We start from the raw sequence: 16,743 nt of genomic DNA on the forward strand, positions 1-16,743 counted from the left end.
GTGCGTCATTCATCGGGGATTCGTCATTTTTTAACAGTCGTTGAAAAATCCTCAAACCATCCCCTCCGCTTGAAATAAAGGATGAGGGAAACCGCGATCGTAATCATTACGCCCCAACACATCACATATCCCCAATACCAATTCAATTCCGGCATATTGAACGGTGATTTTTCGGGATTAAAATTCATTCCATAAATTCCAGCCACAAAGGTCAACGGAATAAAGATCGTCGAAATCACCGTTAGAACTTTCATGATTTCATTCATCCGATTGCTCACCGAAGAGAGATACACATCCATCAAACTCGCGGCAAGTTCTCGATAAGTCTCCACCATATCCAACACTTGAACGGTGTGATCGTAACAATCGCGCAGATAAACTCTGACATCATCGCTCACTAAATCTGAGCTGCTGTCACGCACCAAGGAATTAATCGCATCTCTCAAGGGCCAAATCGATCGACGTAACGCCAACAGTTCCCGCTTAATCGCGTGAATTTTTTCTAACGTTTGTCGCGTTGGACTGGCAACCACTTCGTCTTCAAGCTCTTCGATATTTTCTCCATAAACTTCGAGGATCGGGAAAAAGCCATCAATGATTGCGTCTAATAGTGCATAGGCGAGATAGTCCGCTTTACGTTTGCAGATTGTGCCTTTAGCGGTACGAATTCGATCGCGCACCATATCAAAACAATCATGCTCCGGCTCTTCCTGCACCGTCAGCAAATAGTGTTTTCCAAGAATGAAACTTACCTGCTCAGAGTAAAATCCTTTACCCGATTCTTTCAGCACCACCATCCGAGCAATGATCAAAAGTTGATCCCCGTATTCCTCAGTTTTCGGACGCTGAGGAACATTGACCACATCTTCTAACACGAGTGGATGTAAGCCAAAAACGCGCCCTAACCTGAGTAGAATGTCTTCGCTGCCTAATCCTTTCACATCGACCCACGAGACCGATTCTGTATCGAGGTAAGGCGTACACTCTTCCGGTTCTTCGATCTGAATGCGAACGGCTTTTCCGTCGTTGTAATCGATCAAAACGATAACGGGGGGTTCGGCATCGTTGTCGATCGTCAGCGTACCGGGAATGGTGCCGGGGGCATCGTAGTGATAATCGATCGTAGAATCATCGTCAGGCTGAGTGATGAAGCGAGAAGGTTGAAGACGCTTTCCGACCATGCAGAGTCCCCTTACAATTTACGGTGAGTCCGTCACAATTAGTTATAGACGAAATTTGATATGCTCTTATCGAGTTTGAAACAGGTAGTGTCCCTTTGACTGAATCGCCCCAGCCTTCTCCGTCTGCTCTTGGAACTTGGAGTCGTCGTTTAATTGCCGCTATTTTGTTAGGAGGGCAGGTGATTGTGCATTTGCTGTCCGGCAAGATTCATCGTCGAAATACGATCGAGCAAATGGCAACCGTCGGACCCGAATCATTACTGATTGCGTTGGTGACAGCGGCGTTTGTGGGGGCAGTGTTCACGATTCAGGTAGCGCGAGAGTTTATCAATCTGGGAGCGGGAACGGCAGTTGGGGGAGTGTTGGCGATTTCATTATCGCGTGAATTGGCTCCGGTGCTGACGGCGGTTGTGTTGGCGGGACGAGTCGGCTCGGCGTTTGCGGCAGAGATTGGAACGATGAAGGTGACGGAGCAGATCGATGCCCTGTACATGTTGCGGACTGATCCGATCAATTATCTTGTCATTCCTCGCGTGGTAGCTTGCTGTGTGATGTTGCCGATTCTGACATTGCTCTCGCTTGTGACCGGAATGCTCGGCGGAATGCTCGTTGCCAACTTGCTCTATGGAATTTCAAATACTGTCTTCCTCAATTCAGCGAAGAACTTTCTCAGTGTTTGGGATTTGTGTAGTTCGCCGATTAAAGGATTAGTGTTTGGCTCGATGATTGCGGTGATCGGGTCGAGTTGGGGACTGACGACGACAGGCGGGGCGAAAGGGGTTGGACAATCGACGACGACAGCGGTGGTGACTTCGCTGCTGGCAATTTTTATCGTGAATTTCTTTTTGTCCTGGCTGATGTTTCAAGGTCCGGGGAGTGCGCTTGGTAGGGGTTTATAATGGGCTGCAAAAATTGATTGAAGCGGTATTGGCGGGTGGCTCGATCGCTAATTTCAGAAACCAAGATGTAACACTAACCAAATGCCTTATGAGATTGCTGGTTGCTCCAAGTAGCCTCTGCTTTAATCTTGTAAGCTGAGTGGAGTATTGCGAAGCCCGACACACGTCAAAATCTCAATACAGCCATTGCTCTCTCCAAGCTAAAATCGAAGAAGCAAGACACATTGAGGTTGACCCTATGACAATTCGCCAACGACGTTACAGCAAAGAAGAGTTGGCTCAACGTGGGCAGAAACTCTATGAGTCTGGCATTCGGCAGCAAGTCGAAGCGGGAAATGAGGGCAAGATTGTGGCGATCGACATCGAAACCGGAAATTTTGAGGTTGATGAAACAGTGATAGCGGCTACCAATCGGCTATTTGAGCGCAATCCTGATGCTCAGCCTTTTGGAATTCGGATCGGACACCGCGCCGTGTATCACTTTGGTTCGCGGAGCTTGAAAAAGAATTAATGATACATGGAGTGGTGAATTTACGCCGGGAAGCCACGCTTTTCCTTGTGGTTGGTAACTCATTTGGTCAACGAGAAGCCATCAATACCGTAATTGATACTGGGTTTGATGGCTTTCTGTCTTTGCCATCTGAAATTATCGTTCGCCTTGAAGTACCTTGGACGATTTCCAATCCAGCGACTCTGGGTGATGGCAGCGAAGTCTTATTTGATTTTTACACTGCAACAGTCATTTGGAATGGACAATACCGCGAGATCGATATCGCAGCATCAGAGACAGAACCACTCCTCGGAATGGCGATGCTCTACGGTTATCGATTGCAGGTTGATAAGGTTGAGGGCGGTATCGTTAAGATCGAAGCATTGTGATTCCATTGAGAAGCTTCGATTTCTTGGCGAGTGCGATCGCTTCAAAAGTAGGTTGTGATTCAGCTAGGACGAACAATACGAATCAATTTGCCCTGTAGAGATTCTTCTTGTGCGATCGCTGTATCAATTCGATGTGCCAGTGCTTCCCAATCACGATCGTTGGTGCAGGCGATAATTCCGGCGTGATCCGTCTTGAGACGATGGAGTTTGAAGAAGTCTTTGCGGTTTTGGGTCAGGATAGCACGCTGTTCGAGGGTTGCAAAAGCAAGCACTTCTGAATCAGGAATTCTCTGATTGGCTTTGCCTGCGTCCTGAACGGTCAAAACGTCGTGTCCTAGAGTTCGCAGGAATTCTACAACTGGGTAGGGGTACTGCTCATCAGCATAGAGACGAGCCATCTGCTTACAGTTCCTCTTCCATTACGGCATTGTTCGCTTGAATTTCTGCTTCAATCTCGCTGGGGGCGGCGGCAGCGTATGCCCAGGCATGAGCCAGGTCAGTGGCGGTGAGAGAGGGATAGCTGGTCAGAAGGTCAGCTTCGCTGTAACCTAGACGACGAGCTTCGACCAGTCCCCAAACGGTGATTCGAGTTTCTGCAATGCAAGCACTACCCCCACAGACTCCTGGCGTTTTCTCGATGCCCTCGATCGTCGTTTTGCCCTGGGAAAGCAGTTCGATCACTTGTGCTTTTTCTTCATCAGACAGGGCAAGCAATTTGGGTTTGAGTTCCTTCAGCGTCATGGCGGAGTCAGAAAGCTATAGATTTCATTGTAATCAGTCTGCTAATCTCCACAGGATGTTGTCTTCGATTTGTTGACGGGTGCGATCGCCACGAATGCTTCAAGTTAATGAATGAGTAACGGGTAAAATAGTGTTTATTAATTCAAGCTAATTCAATGACGATTACGACGAATGACCTTCCTGAGGCTCTGCAAGCAATCCTGCTAGAACTTCAACGAACCAATACACCTCTTACCGTGACTCATGAGGGCAAACCTATCGCGATCATTACTCCAGCGCAATCTCGTAAACCCCGTCCTGCTGCTGGATGTATGAAAGGTCGCGGTGAAATCTTAGGTGATATCGTTTCTCCCCTGGAGCAGCCTTGGGAAGTGCTGCAATGAAAATCCTGTTGGACACACACATTTGGCTATGGTATCTCTTTGATGACCCACAACTTTCCCAAAACTTGAAGAATGTGATCTCAGATTCTGACACTGAATTATGGCTGAGTCCTATCACCATCTGGGAAGTCATGCTTCTTGCGGAGAAAGGAAAGCTATCGTTGCCACCTGATCCGATGACTTGGATCAATCAAGCTTTGTGGGAATTGGAAAGCCAGCAAGCTGTACTCAATCATGAAATTGCGATCCTTAGTCGTCAATTGGCTTGCTCTCACCAAGACCCAGCGGATCGCTTCATTGCTGCTACTGCAATTCACTACAATCTACAGCTAGCAACAGTCGATCAAACTTTAATCAGAACGCCTTCTTTGCAAACGATTCATTGATCTGCGATCGCGCTGTCCAAAATTCTTTACTCTCCATACAGGTCTGGTAGCCGTTCTCGCAGTGTGGCGATCGGTAACAGCAGATTGTCTTCGATTTGTTGACGGGTGCGATCGCGCCTATGATTTTTGTTCGGGTGGCAAGCCTAGCTTTTGTCGAAAGTCTTCATCGTAGTCAGCTTTTTCCCAGTTTCGGGCAGTTTTGATTTGATCTAGAGTTAGACCTTGAGCATTTTTTAATGATGCGTTAAAGAGATTTGCTCTGCGAAATTTTGCCCTATTCAGGTTTGCCATATCGAAACATACCTTTGACAAGTCTGCACCTGTAAAGTCTGCCATATTAAGATTGGCTCCGATAAAAGATGCCCCAGTAAGATCTGCATCTATAAATACCGCTCCAGTTAAATTTGCTTCATCCAGGGTTGCACTGTATAGCTTTGAGTTGAAGAAACGAGCCAAGGAGAGTTCTGCTTTTCGTAATGTTGCCTCTTGTAAATTCACGTTTGAAAGATTTGCTCCAGTGAGATTTGTATTGCGGAGGTCTGCTACTATCAGCGCAGTAGATGTGAGGTCAAGACTTACTCCCTGCGGATCTCTTCTTGCATCCCGTCGCCCAATTACCGTCAGAGCAGTTTGGATAACTGGATCGAGGATTCCATCATTCTCAATCTCTGAAAACATTTCTCCCGTCTCTTCGTCAAAATACGAATCACGCATAGGTGACTTCTCTCGAACAAACGAAGTCAGAATTTCCATGACTACCCAATGATCTTCCAAAGAATCTCTTGCAATTCGTTCAAGAGCATAAATAGCTCCTAATTGAATGTAGATACTTGTTTCATTGCCCAACTGATTAATTGCCTGAGTAAATCGCTCTGTAACCTGCTTCTCTTCAGCGACCGATACATTACGCTGAGTCGCTTTTAGATTCTGCAATGAGACATAAGCAGTGACAAATAGGAGAAGTCCTCCAACTGCTTGAACTAAACTTCCATCAATCGTGTTCTCTAAACCGATGCGGTCTTTCACTAAAGACACTTTATCCTTACCGTTTGGCAATTGAGCAATTTGCTGCTGAAGGTTATTCACTCTCTGCTGCTGAACGTACCAGTATCCTCCTAAAAGCGCCGTTGCACCCAGACCAAGGAATACACGAGCAACATTCCGCCAAACTTGGTTTCTTCGCATCCTCGTACAGTTTCCCAAACCCTACTATGTCTCAATACAACAGCAGGGTCACGGAAATCGGTAATTTTAGAGAAAACATTACCTCTCAACTTTCCAACTGACGATCGAGCAATTTAAGAATCTCAGCCCTAACCGACTCTAGTGGCTCTTCCCATCGATCTAGACAACCAAAAATAATTTTTCTTCTCAGAACGCCTGTACTTCTGAGCAGTTTTTTTGTATTGTATTGGCATTCAGGGAAAAATCACTTGCAAGTCAGAGGCGCGATGCAGATTGATCCGCCAAAATGATCTTGACGCTTTTCTACATCTAGTGTTTCATAGTGAAGCGACTCAAATAGAGACGCTACATCTAAAAAGTGAATTGCCCTTATCTGAGACAGTCCTATGGTTTCGCAAGTAGAAACGCCTGTGTTTGATGCTTCACGATCGCGCAATCTTAGCGTTGAAGGATTAGTGCAGGTGTTTACCACGTTTCACCGCAGTTTCTTTACGGGTGTGCTGGCTCAGGCGATGCGAATTGCTGGACAAGGAACCCCCGTTTTAGTGGTGCAGTTTCTCAAAGGCGGGATTGGTCAGGGATACGATCGACCGATGCAGTTGAGCCAAAATCTCGATTGGATTCGATGTAATGTGAATCGCTGCATTGATAGTCCGCAGATTAGTGAGGAAGAAGCTCGATCGTTGTTAGACCTCTGGCAACATACGCGCCGGGTGGTTGAGCAGAATCGATACGATCTGGTGGTGCTGGACGAATTGAGTTTGGCGATTCACTTTGGATTGATTCCAGAAGCGGAAGTGCTCGACTTTTTGCGATCGCGTCCGCGTCATGTGGATGTGATTCTCACAGGTCCCAATATGCCCGAAGCGATTTTAGATGTAGCCGATCAAATTACAGAACTGCGTCGCACTCACCAACCCTAAACTACGCTAAGCATCATGATCAAGAACGATAACTGGATTACGCAAATGGCACAGCAGGGAATGATTGCGCCATTTGAACCTCAGCTTGTACGCCGGATTCATGGTTTGCCTGTGATTTCGTATGGGTTGAGTAGCTACGGTTACGATCTGCGGTTGTCTCCGTCTGAGTTTCGCATCTTCAAACACATTCCTGGAACCGTCGTTGATCCGAAGAATTTTAGCGATGCGAACTTGGAGCCTGCACCGCTACATCAAGATGATAATGGCAGCTTTTTTATTTTGCCTGCTCATTCGTATGGTTTGGGCGTTGCGCTGGAACGGTTGGAAGTGCCGGACAATGTAACGGTGATTTGTATCGGAAAATCGACGTATGCGCGGATTGGACTGATTGCGAATCTGACTCCAGCCGAAGCAGGTTGGCGGGGACATTTAACACTTGAGTTCTCGAATTCGTCGAGTGCTGACTGTCGGATTTATGCAAGCGAAGGGATTGTTCAGTTGTTGTTCCTTGAAGGTGCACCTTGTGCGGTGAGTTACGACGATCGACGCGGTAAGTATCAAGACCAAGTTGAGCGGGTGACACTAGCGCGAGTTTAGAAAGGAAAGCGATCGCATCTTTGAGGGTACGATCGCTCTATTTGCTAAATCGGTAAGCGATCGATATCGCGATTCGCACCAATCACAACGATCGCGGTTCCTTTCGTTAAATAGGTGTTGGGGTCAGGGTTAATCACAAACTTACCTTTGTGGCTGAAGGCAAGTAGGTTTAAACCGAAATGCGATCGCAATCTCAGTTCTGCGATCGTTTTTCCGTGGAAGTTTTCGGGTGCAATTAATTCGACGATGCTGTTTTCCGGATCAAGCTCGAAGCGTTCTAGAATTCCGGGTTTGGTCAGCGATCGAGCTAATTCACAGCCCATTTCATGCTCTGGAAACACGACGTGATCCGCGCCTACTTTTTTCAGTAGTTTTTCATGGATCTCTGACGAAGCTTTTGCCACTACGTGTCGTACACCGCCTTCTTTGACGTTCATGGTGGTGATGATGCTTTCTTGAACGTAATTCCCGATCGCGACAATCACCGTATCCTGCTCGAAAATTCCGGCTTCTCTCAGTGCAGCAGGCTGAGTCGAATCAATTTGACGCGCATGTGTGGCAATGCGATCGTTCAAGGCTTGATCGACTTTGTTTCTATCAGAATCCACCGCCAAAACTTCGTAACCGGAATTGTGCATACTAGAGCAGACTGCGCGACCGAACCGACCTAAGCCGATCACTGCAAACTGCCGATTTCTCTGGTCTGATCGTAAACTATGAAAAAATCCTAGAGAAGATAAATTCACGATCTGTTATGCCTCTTAAATGTCTCGATCGTTCATGATAGTTTGAAAATGTTATCCAACGAGTAAATTTTCTTCAGGATAATTTACAAAACTCGGTTTTGGGTCGCCTAAGATCGCACCCATCAACATCAAAATCCCGACCCGTCCGGTATACATGACCATGACGATCAGCAATTGACCTGAAACTGATAAATTTCCAGTTCCAAAAGCAGTTAAGCCGACGGTTGCAAAGGCAGAAACCGCTTCAAACAAAATATTAATAAAGTTCAGTTCTGGGTCAGTGAGTGCGATTAAAACGGTGGCAGTGATGACGGTTGCGATCGAGCCAATCAAGACGCTAATCGCTTTGAGAATGAGCGCCATCGGGATTTGTCGCTTCGATGTGAGTACGACTTCTTTTCCTTGCAGTACTGCTTTTGTGCAGTCGAGTAATATTCTTAGCGTTGTTGTTTTGATTCCGCCGCCTGTACCACCCGGACTCGCACCGATGAACATAAACGCGATCGTAATAAACAATCCCGCTGTTGTCATTTTCGTAATGTCGATCGTGTTAAATCCAGCAGTTCGAGGTGTGACCGATTGAAACCAAGCTGCCATCAACTTTTGAGGAAAATTCAAAGGTCCTAATGTGGCAGGATTGCGAAACTCTGTGGCGAAAAATGCGATCGTTCCCATAATCAACAGCGCGATCGTGGTACTGGTTGCGACTCTAAAATTCAGCGAAAACATATGTCTTCTGGGATTGCGACTCATGCGATCGCGTCCCCACAAATACAGTTCCATGATCACCTGATAGCCAATGCCACCAAAGATGATTAATCCCGTGATGGTGAAATTGACGATCGGATTTGTCACATACTGCACCAAGCTATCCGAGAACAAGCCGAACCCCGCATTATTAAACGCATTAACGCTATGAAAAACTGATTGCCAGAGTGCGACAAGCGGCTGATCGCGAAACTGCGGTAGAAAAACGGTCATCAGCAAAATTACGCCTGTGAGTTCAAATAAAAGCGTCGTAGCAATAATCGATCGTAGTAATCCCGGTAATCCTGACAATTCCTGCACATCGAGCGATTGTTGTACCGCAATTTTGTCTCTTAATCCCAATCGCTTACCCAACACTAATAAGAGAACCGTTGTTGCAGTCATGTAGCCGAGTCCACCCACCTGCACCAACAGCATGATAAAAAGCTGTCCCCAAAATGAATAAAACTTGCCGACATCGACCACAGACAATCCAGTCACGCATACGGCAGAAGTCGCGGTAAATAGAGCAGTGACCGGACTATTCCAAGCTCCTGAAGCAGTAGAAAACGGCAACATGAGTAGACAGGTGCCGATGGAAATCATCGCGAGAAAACCAAGACAAATCGTACGGGAAACAGTCATAAATCTGGAACGAGAAAGAGACGATCGAGCGTTACTTTAATCAATTGTGCTGTAGATTTTTTATCTAAATCAATCAAACTTTGGATTTAGTTTCCCACGGTTCGATCGCTTTCGATGCAGGATCTGATTGAAGCAGGCAGTCTTTTCCAGTAGTTAAATGAAAAAGTGCTCGGTGAAGTCTTAAACAAACCTAATAGCAGTAAGGGATCAAGCAATTCCAGTGCCAAAATTAAGCGTACTTTTTCTACTGCTTTAATTAACGATTTTTGGAGATCTACTTATGCCCGCTAAGTTTCGATTCCTGCAAGTTTCAACCCCGATCGCGAATATTCAGGTTGAAAGTGATACCGCCATTATCTCTGAAGGGTTGATCGCGATCGCGCTTCCACTCGGATTATTTCTCGGCGTGCTTGTGCGTAAAACTCAACAACGTCGTCTTCTGAGATACCAGATTGAACTCCTCGAACGACTTTGGCAGAAAAGCAGCGATCGTGTTTAGTCGATTCATCCGAAGAGTAAGTAATGCGGTTGTGCTTCATCTTTCGAGAGTCAGAGGTATTTTTATTCTGTGCGCCCTATAGTGTCGATAAAACAGTAAAACGTAAGGATAGGGCGCGATGACACAGCAAGCTTGGCTCTGGATCGGTTGTCTTAGTATGGCAGCGGGAGCAATTTTCTTCGGATTTGGAGCAGAACGCGCTAAGAACGATCGCTGGCAAGTTGTTTATGTTCTGAACTTCTTTATTTGTGCGATCGCGTCGGTGCTCTATTTAGCGATGACCCAGCGGCAAGGATTTAGCGTGATCTTCGATCGACCGTCGTTTTGGGTGCGCTATGTGACGTGGACGTTTTCAACGCCGTTAACGATCGTACTGCTGAGCTATTTAGGCAGAACGAAACCGATTATCCTGGCAAGTATGGTCGGTGCGGATGTTTTGATGATTGCGACCGGGTTCGTGGCGGCGATTTCTCCCAAACCGATTACAAATCTTTGGTACATCGTAAGCTGTGGGTTTTATTTGGGATTGGCGTATTTGTTGCTGAAACATTATCGAGGGCAAGCGATCGAGCATTTCCCGCGTTCTAAATCGGTTTTTAATCGATTGCTTACAGTGCACTTGGTAATCTGGTCGCTGTATCCGGTGGTTTGGATTCTAGCGGGAACTGGAATCAATGTGATCAACAGCACGACGGAAACAGCGTTGTATATGATTCTGGATGTCTCTGCAAAAGTGGGATTTGGATTTTTAGCGCTGAGTTCGTTGCAGAAATTAGAGAAGGCGGGAATTCAGGAATTGGGATTCGATCGCGTTCCCGTTTCGCAGTAGTCTACACCGCCAAAAATCGCTGAACCACTTCATTGCTCAATTCTTGGGTCGAACCCGATGCCACGATCCCGCCTTTCTGCATCGCATAGTACCAATCGGCTTGGCGCACAAAATGTAAATGTTGCTCAACCAACAACACTGAAATGCCAGTCGTCTCAACAATCCGACGCACAGCGGCTTCGATTTCGAGAATGATCGAAGGTTGAATTCCTTCGGTCGGTTCATCGAGTACCAGTAAGCGAGGTTGACCCATCAGAGCACGAGCGATCGCTAATTGTTGCTGTTGTCCTCCGCTCAAATCGCCGCCCATCCGTCCTAACATCGTCTTCAGCACCGGAAATAGCTCGAAAATTTCATCGGGAATTTCAGCGCTTTTATTCCGTTTCGGTAAGGCTTCGAGTCCAAGAATCAGATTTTCTTTAACCGTGAGCCGTGGGATCACTTCTCGTCCTTGGGGAACGTAGCCAATTCCCAGACGGGCGCGTTGATCGGGCGATTTAGTCGTGATTGGTTGACTTGCGAGAACAATCGAACCCGATCGCGGTTTTAACAATCCCATGATCGTTTTGAGCAACGTCGTTTTACCGACACCGTTTCGCCCGATTAAACAGACCATTTTGCCCGGATGAACGGTCATATCTACGCCGCGAAGAATGTGACTTTCTCCGTAATACACATTCAGACCGGAAACTTCTAGCATTGGATCTGCTGTACTCGATCCCATTGGTTCTAGCGTGGTGTTGGTATAGCTCATAGTATTCTACGCTGCGTGATCTTCTTGTTGTCCGAGATATACTTCGATGACTCGCGGATCGTTTTGCACTTCGTCCATTGTGCCTTCGCACAAAACACTTCCTTGGTGAAGCACAGTAACTTGTCTCGCGATTTGTCGAACGAATTCCATATCGTGTTCGATCACGATGATCGAATGACTTTCCGCCAGTGCTAAAAGTAAATCTCCGACTTTCTCAGTTTCTTCATCGGTTAATCCCGCGACAGGCTCATCGACGAGAAGCAAATCAGGGGATTGAGCCACTAACATTCCAATCTCTAAGCGTTGTTTCTCACCATGAGACAGCAATGCGGCTTTGATATCTGCTTTGAGATCTAGCCCGATCGTTTCGAGTAATCCCGCGACAGTCCGCTGTTCTGCGACGGGACGTTTACCCACGATCGCATTCCACACCGTCTTATTCCGATTGCACGACAGTTCCAAATTTTCGCGCGGGGTGAGATTGAGATAAACACGCGGCGTTTGAAACTTTCGCCCCACTCCCAACTGAGAGATCTGATGCTCTTTCAAGCCTTTGGTATTTCGACCTTTGAAATGAACTGTCCCGATCGTTGGTTGCGTTTTGCCTGTGATCGTATCGAGAAAGGTCGTTTTTCCGGCTCCATTCGGACCAATAATCACGCGCAGTTCGCCTTCGTTCAGGTCGAAATTGAGATTATTAATCGCCTTGAAGCCATCAAAACTAACCGTCAGATTTTCGATTTGCAAGATTTTCCCGCTCATATTGCACTTCCGGATCTTCTTCTAAGCTTGGATAAGTTGCGAGTTTGCGCTTGCCCAGGAACTTCGATCGCACAAGGTCTACGCCTTCATTGCGAATCCAGCCAATGATTCCACCCGGCAAGACCGTCACCACCGTTAAGAACAGCGCACCTTGGAAAAAGTACCAGATCTCTGGAAACTTTTCGCTAAAAAGGCTCTTAGCAAAGTTCACAATCAGCGTTCCAAGAATTGCACCAACCAAACTGGCACGACCCCCGACCGCCACCCAGATCACCATCTCGATCGAGAATGCAATATCCATCGCTTTCGGTGAAATGATCCCAGACTGTACCGTAAACAGTGCGCCCGCAATCCCCGCCAGTGCTGCCGAAACCGCAAACGTGAGCACCTTAAAGCCCGTCGGATCGTATCCCGAAAATCTCAGCCGAGGTTCATCATCCCGAACCGCGACTAAAAGCTTTCCAAGTTTGCCGCTAGTCAACCACCGACAGAGCGCGTAAGCTCCCACTAAAAACCAAACTGTCGTCATGTAGAATATCCACTGCATGGAAACATCACCGACAGTCTGACCAAAGAAAGTCGCCGTATCGGTCTTCAATCCATTCGTTCCATTGATCAGTTTTTGCTGACCGTTGAAGAAATTGAAGAACACGATCAAAGCAGCTTGCGTCAGGATCGAAAAGTAAACGCCTCGAATCCGGTTGCGAAACACTAAGTAACCCAGAATTGCGCCCACAATTGCAGGCAGAGCCACGATCGCAAATAGCGTAAACGGAAACGAATAGAACGGAATCCAAAACGCCGGAAGCTGATTCACACCATACAGCGTAAAGAAATCCGGTAGCTGTCCAGCGGGAATCTGCAACTGAAGAAACATTGCGATCGCATATCCACCCAAAGCAAAGAACAATCCATGTCCCAAGCTCAAGATTCCGGTGTAGCCCCAGATCAAGTCAATTCCAAGTGCTACGATCGCTAATGCTAAAAAGCGCCCTAGCAAGTTCACCCGAAAGGCTTGACCGATTCCAATCAAAACATTCGGCACAATAAAGATCAGCGCAAGCGCGATCGCGACAACAATGGCAGCTTCGACTAAGATCGATCGCTGCTTATACCAAGGCGCTCCTGTGTTCACGATAATTTCTCCCTAAGCATCCACGGTTCTTCCTTTCTGCGGGAATAGTCCAGCCGGACGGAATTGCAGAAACACAATGATGAGTGCAAATACCATCACTTTTGCCATGCTGATCGTCGAGAAAAATCGGAAGAATTCAGACAATGGCGGAAAGAAGCTAAACGCATCGACTAACACATTCGATCCAATGATGTAGCTGGCAGTCCCGATCGCGAGTGCTGCAATGATGCTACCAACTAATTTTCCAACTCCGCCCACAACGACGATCATGAACGTATCCACGATGTAGTTCTGTCCGGTATTGGGTCCAACTGATCCGAGTAAGCTTACGGCACAACCTGCAATTCCAGCGAGTCCCGACCCGATCGCAAATGCCAACGCATCAACTTTCTGAGTCGGAATGCCCAAACACGCACTCATATTTCGGTTCTGGGTCACGGCTCGAATTCGTAAGCCCCAAGGCGTTTTATTCAAGAACCAGAACACACCGAGCACCGCAGCGATCGTCAAAAAGATAATGAAAATCCGGGCGTACGAGAACTGAGTTCCCGCGATCGACAATCCGCCCCGCAACCATATTGGAGCGGTCACATCCACGTTTTGCGCTCCGAACCAAGGTTTAGTCGCAGCTAGTCCGTAGAGTTGTCCAACAGTGTTACTCACCGCGAGTGCAACCGCAGCCGAGAGCGGTAACAGAATAGCGATCGACCATCCTCGAATCTGCTCATAGTTCGGACGACGCGCCAAAATCCACATCGCGCCAAAGTACAAAGCACAGAACACAGCAATCAGAGTGACTAGTTGCCAACTAATACTTCGTACCAACTGTTGCAAAATCAAGCTCACACCCCAAGTTGCCAGCAAGGTTTCGAGCGGTCGCCCATAGAGATAGCGAATGACTCCCCGCTCTAGAATGATCCCAAATATTGCAGTGACGATAAAAGCAGCAATCAGTGCAATGAAAATGTAAGCATCAAACAAAGGCGTACCTTTGAGCGCATTTTGTATCACGAAGGTCGTGTAAGCACCGAGCATCATAAACTCACCGTGTGCCATGTTGATCACACCCATGAGTCCAAATACGATCGCTAACCCCAATGCCGCAAGCAACAACACCGAGCCGACGCTAATCCCACTGAAAATTCCGTTTAAGAGTCCTGCTAGCAAAGCTTTCTCCGTGTTTTGCTAAATGAACCAACTCGTAGGGTTAATCAAATTAGCCCTACGAGATAGCGTACTAATTTGATTGGCTCTAGGTGGTCTTGAACTTACCGCCTTTTGCAGGATCAGACCAATCACAAGAGAAGCCCTTCGTTTCTGCAACGAATTGGTTCCACGGCACAGGTTTCACCGCTTCCTTGGACTCAGACACAATCCTGAATAGTCCATCTGCTGCGACTTCACCAATCCGAACGTATTTCGATAAGTGGTGATTCGAGTTCAATGTCACCTTACCTTCAGGCGCATCGAAAGTCTGTCCGTAAGCTGCGGTTTTCACTTTATCGAGATCATCCGCAGTACCCGCTTTTTCAACTGCTTGCTTCCACAGATAAACCATGATGTAAGCCGCTTCCATCGGGTCATTCACCACGCGATCGTTGCCGTATTTCGCCTTGAACGCTTCGACGAATTTCTTACTTGCAGGCGTATCCACGGTTTGGAAATAGTTCCACGCCGCATAGTGACCTTTGAGATAGTCAACCCCGATCGCTTTGACTTCTTCTTCCGCGATACTGACCGACATCGACGGATACTTATCAGGAGACAATCCCGATGCTTGCAACTCTTTGAAGAATGCCACGTTGGTGTCACCGTTCAAGCTGTTGTAGATCACGCCACCGTTCGGCATGGCTTGCTTGATCTTGTCTACTACAGGCTTGACTTCGGTGTTACCTAGAGGAATGTAGTCTTCGCCCTTAGTGGTTCCACCTTGTGCGCCCAATTGTGCCTTGATAATGGTGTTTGCGGTACGAGGGAAAACGTAATCTGATCCCACCAAGTAGAAGTCTTTGCCTTTGTTCTTCAGCAACCATTCAACTGAAGGTTCAATCTGTTGGTTCGGGGCTGCACCCGTGTAGAAGACATTGTTCGAGCATTCTTGTCCTTCATACTGCACCGGATACCAGAGCAGGTGTTTCTTCGACTCGAACACAGGCAGAACCGCTTTACGACTGGCAGAAGTCCAACAACCAAACACAGTCGCAACTTTGTCTTGGTCGATCAATTTCTTCGCTTTTTCCGCGAAGGTGGGCCAATCGGAGTTTCCATCTTCAACGACGGCTTCGATTTGTTTGCCCAACACGCCGCCTGATTTGTTAATTTCTTCGATCGCTAATTGTTCGGCATCAACGACACTCTTTTCAGAGATCGCCATCGTGCCAGAAAGCGAGTGCAGAATTCCGACTTTAATCGTGTTACCCGATGCAGTGGTGTTAGCAGCAGGAGAAGCAGCAGGAGCACTGCTCGTTGATCCCGTGGTTCCTTGCGGCGGAGTACAAGACTTTAACAGAATGCTCCCCGCAGCGGTGGAGCCAAGGATGATAAATTCGCGCCGTCCAAATGATTTTGTCATGTCCAAAAGGTGTAGTGACGTGTTGAACCAAGCCAAAGCGATCGACAATCAAGAGACTGTCTCTGCAAAGGAGCGATCCGCAGATTTATCGCAGTTTCAAGCTTCAGTAATATCTCTGAAATACTAGGGCTTGGATTTTCAGCGAATTGTATACCAAGTCACTTTTTAATGATTGTTTTGTTATTTTTGCTTCAGATTCAGTCCTGCGTAGGTTGACACAAACTCAATGATTTTATCTAAACCGTGACGATTTTTGAGATTTGTAAAGATAAATGGTTTTTCTCCCCGCATTCGTTTTGCATCTCGCTCCATGACTTGCAAGTCTGCGCCGACAAAGGGAGCTAAATCAATTTTGTTAATGACTAAAAGATCGGACTTCGTGATACCCGGTCCACCCTTGCGCGGGATCTTATCACCACCAGCAACATCAATTACATAAATATTGAGATCCACCAGTTCCGGGCTGAAAGTTGCTGCTAAGTTATCTCCGCCACTTTCCACAAAAATCAGTTCTAAGTTTTGGAATCGTTTTTCGAGTTGCTCGATCGCGGCTAAATTCATCGACGCATCTTCGCGAATTGCCGTATGGGGACAGCCTCCGGTTTCCACTCCAAGAATGCGATCGGGATCAAGCGCTTGCGATCGCACTAAAAATTTCGCGTCTTCCTGGGTGTAAATGTCATTGGTGACCACGGCGATTTGATAGCGATCGCGCATTGCTTTACAAAGTGCATCGACTAACGCCGTTTTACCAGAACCCACAGGACCCGCAATCCCGACTCGGAAAGCAGTAGAAACTAGAGTTTGTGTCATGAGAACTTCTTAAAATTTCGCTGATCTTAATGAGATACCACGGGATTGATCGATTACGGTGAAAGAA

General features: G+C 47.0%; 21 protein-coding genes. 9 read left to right on the top strand and 12 right to left on the bottom strand.

The annotated features are described in order from the left end of the window. Nucleotides 1-23: 23 nt before the first annotated feature. Entirely contained in the window at nt 24-1,181 is a 1,158-nt protein-coding gene (gene corA / locus NIES2104_RS21525; RefSeq protein ID WP_059000274.1) for a magnesium/cobalt transporter CorA, read from the bottom strand. 95 nt (nt 1,182-1,276) lie between these two features. Between corA and NIES2104_RS21530 the strand changes: the two genes are divergently transcribed. From NIES2104_RS21530 to NIES2104_RS21540, 3 genes are all read left to right on the top strand, one after another. Then, nucleotides 1,277-2,080, top strand: coding sequence for an MlaE family lipid ABC transporter permease subunit (locus NIES2104_RS21530; protein WP_059000275.1), 804 nt, complete (start codon nt 1,277-1,279; stop codon nt 2,078-2,080). A 238-nt stretch (nt 2,081-2,318) separates the two neighbouring features. Continuing rightward, nucleotides 2,319-2,591, top strand: a complete 273-nt coding sequence (locus NIES2104_RS21535) for a hypothetical protein (RefSeq protein WP_059000276.1) — start codon at nt 2,319-2,321, stop codon at nt 2,589-2,591. 11 nt (nt 2,592-2,602) lie between these two features. Next, on the top strand, nt 2,603-2,959 hold the full coding sequence (locus NIES2104_RS21540) for a clan AA aspartic protease (RefSeq protein WP_339375176.1): 357 nt from the start codon (nt 2,603-2,605) through the stop codon (nt 2,957-2,959). Between the two features lie 59 nt (nt 2,960-3,018). Here NIES2104_RS21540 and NIES2104_RS21545 read toward each other — a convergent pair whose 3' ends face one another. Together NIES2104_RS21545 and NIES2104_RS21550 are read right to left on the bottom strand one after the other, a co-directional pair. After that, nucleotides 3,019-3,357 carry a DUF5615 family PIN-like protein gene (locus tag NIES2104_RS21545; RefSeq protein WP_059000278.1) on the bottom strand — a complete coding sequence of 113 codons (339 nt, stop codon included), beginning with the start codon at nt 3,355-3,357 and terminating at the stop codon, nt 3,019-3,021. Nucleotides 3,358-3,361: 4 nt separating this feature from the next. Then, on the bottom strand, nt 3,362-3,700 hold the full coding sequence (locus tag NIES2104_RS21550; RefSeq protein WP_059000279.1) for a DUF433 domain-containing protein: 339 nt from the start codon (nt 3,698-3,700) through the stop codon (nt 3,362-3,364). 155 nt (nt 3,701-3,855) lie between these two features. Here NIES2104_RS21550 and NIES2104_RS21555 point away from each other — a divergent pair, with 155 nt between their 5' ends. Further along, complete coding sequence (locus NIES2104_RS21555; RefSeq protein ID WP_059000280.1) at nt 3,856-4,083, top strand: type II toxin-antitoxin system Phd/YefM family antitoxin; 228 nt, start codon at nt 3,856-3,858, stop codon at nt 4,081-4,083. After that, nucleotides 4,080-4,469, top strand: coding sequence for a type II toxin-antitoxin system VapC family toxin (locus NIES2104_RS21560; RefSeq protein WP_059000281.1), 390 nt, complete (start codon nt 4,080-4,082; stop codon nt 4,467-4,469). The genes NIES2104_RS21555 and NIES2104_RS21560 overlap by 4 nt, the downstream gene beginning before the upstream one ends. A gap of 117 nt (nt 4,470-4,586) precedes the next feature. Here the strand turns inward: NIES2104_RS21560 and NIES2104_RS21565 are convergent, their stop codons facing one another. Then, a complete protein-coding gene (locus NIES2104_RS21565) occupies nt 4,587-5,504 on the bottom strand; it encodes a pentapeptide repeat-containing protein (RefSeq protein ID WP_192843614.1) in 918 nt (305 codons plus the stop codon). Nucleotides 5,505-6,040: 536 nt separating this feature from the next. On the opposite strand from NIES2104_RS21565, the gene NIES2104_RS21570 reads away from it, so the two are divergent. Both NIES2104_RS21570 and dcd read left to right on the top strand, forming a co-directional pair. Beyond that, nucleotides 6,041-6,577, top strand: coding sequence for a P-loop NTPase family protein (locus NIES2104_RS21570; protein ID WP_059000283.1), 537 nt, complete (start codon nt 6,041-6,043; stop codon nt 6,575-6,577). Nucleotides 6,578-6,589: 12 nt separating this feature from the next. Then, nucleotides 6,590-7,174 (top strand): dCTP deaminase, encoded by a 585-nt coding sequence (dcd, locus tag NIES2104_RS21575; RefSeq protein WP_370561223.1) that lies wholly within the window; start codon nt 6,590-6,592, stop codon nt 7,172-7,174. A gap of 44 nt (nt 7,175-7,218) precedes the next feature. On the opposite strand, the gene NIES2104_RS21580 is transcribed toward dcd, so the two are convergent. Both NIES2104_RS21580 and NIES2104_RS21585 read right to left on the bottom strand, forming a co-directional pair. After that, on the bottom strand, nt 7,219-7,920 hold the full coding sequence (locus NIES2104_RS21580; RefSeq protein ID WP_059000285.1) for a TrkA family potassium uptake protein: 702 nt from the start codon (nt 7,918-7,920) through the stop codon (nt 7,219-7,221). Nucleotides 7,921-7,971: 51 nt separating this feature from the next. Next, nucleotides 7,972-9,312, bottom strand: coding sequence for a TrkH family potassium uptake protein (locus tag NIES2104_RS21585; protein WP_059000286.1), 1,341 nt, complete (start codon nt 9,310-9,312; stop codon nt 7,972-7,974). 280 nt (nt 9,313-9,592) lie between these two features. Between NIES2104_RS21585 and NIES2104_RS21590 the strand changes: the two genes are divergently transcribed. Then, nucleotides 9,593-9,811, top strand: a complete 219-nt coding sequence (locus tag NIES2104_RS21590; RefSeq protein ID WP_059000287.1) for a hypothetical protein — start codon at nt 9,593-9,595, stop codon at nt 9,809-9,811. 118 nt (nt 9,812-9,929) lie between these two features. Further along, nucleotides 9,930-10,640, top strand: coding sequence for a bacteriorhodopsin (locus NIES2104_RS21595; protein ID WP_059000288.1), 711 nt, complete (start codon nt 9,930-9,932; stop codon nt 10,638-10,640). A 1-nt stretch (nt 10,641) separates the two neighbouring features. Here the strand turns inward: NIES2104_RS21595 and urtE are convergent, their stop codons facing one another. From urtE to ureG, 6 genes are all read right to left on the bottom strand, one after another. Then, a complete protein-coding gene (gene urtE, locus NIES2104_RS21600; protein ID WP_263971007.1) occupies nt 10,642-11,394 on the bottom strand; it encodes an urea ABC transporter ATP-binding subunit UrtE in 753 nt (250 codons plus the stop codon). A gap of 6 nt (nt 11,395-11,400) precedes the next feature. Next, nucleotides 11,401-12,156: an urea ABC transporter ATP-binding protein UrtD gene (urtD, locus tag NIES2104_RS21605; RefSeq protein WP_059000289.1), complete on the bottom strand. Its 756-nt coding sequence runs from the start codon at nt 12,154-12,156 to the stop codon at nt 11,401-11,403. Further along, the gene (gene urtC, locus NIES2104_RS21610) at nt 12,116-13,291 is read right to left on the bottom strand and encodes an urea ABC transporter permease subunit UrtC (protein WP_156427018.1); all 1,176 of its coding nucleotides are present in this window, start codon (nt 13,289-13,291) and stop codon (nt 12,116-12,118) included. The genes urtD and urtC overlap by 41 nt, the downstream gene beginning before the upstream one ends. Nucleotides 13,292-13,303: 12 nt before the next feature. Continuing rightward, nucleotides 13,304-14,458 carry an urea ABC transporter permease subunit UrtB gene (gene urtB, locus NIES2104_RS21615; RefSeq protein WP_059000291.1) on the bottom strand — a complete coding sequence of 385 codons (1,155 nt, stop codon included), beginning with the start codon at nt 14,456-14,458 and terminating at the stop codon, nt 13,304-13,306. 85 nt (nt 14,459-14,543) lie between these two features. Next, nucleotides 14,544-15,863, bottom strand: a complete 1,320-nt coding sequence (gene urtA, locus NIES2104_RS21620; protein ID WP_059001989.1) for an urea ABC transporter substrate-binding protein — start codon at nt 15,861-15,863, stop codon at nt 14,544-14,546. A gap of 180 nt (nt 15,864-16,043) precedes the next feature. After that, nucleotides 16,044-16,676 carry an urease accessory protein UreG gene (ureG, locus tag NIES2104_RS21625; RefSeq protein ID WP_059000292.1) on the bottom strand — a complete coding sequence of 211 codons (633 nt, stop codon included), beginning with the start codon at nt 16,674-16,676 and terminating at the stop codon, nt 16,044-16,046. Between the last annotated feature and the right edge of the window lie 67 nt (nt 16,677-16,743).

It is taken from the genome of Leptolyngbya sp. NIES-2104 (genome assembly GCF_001485215.1).
GTDB lineage: Bacteria > Cyanobacteriota > Cyanobacteriia > Leptolyngbyales > Leptolyngbyaceae > Leptolyngbya.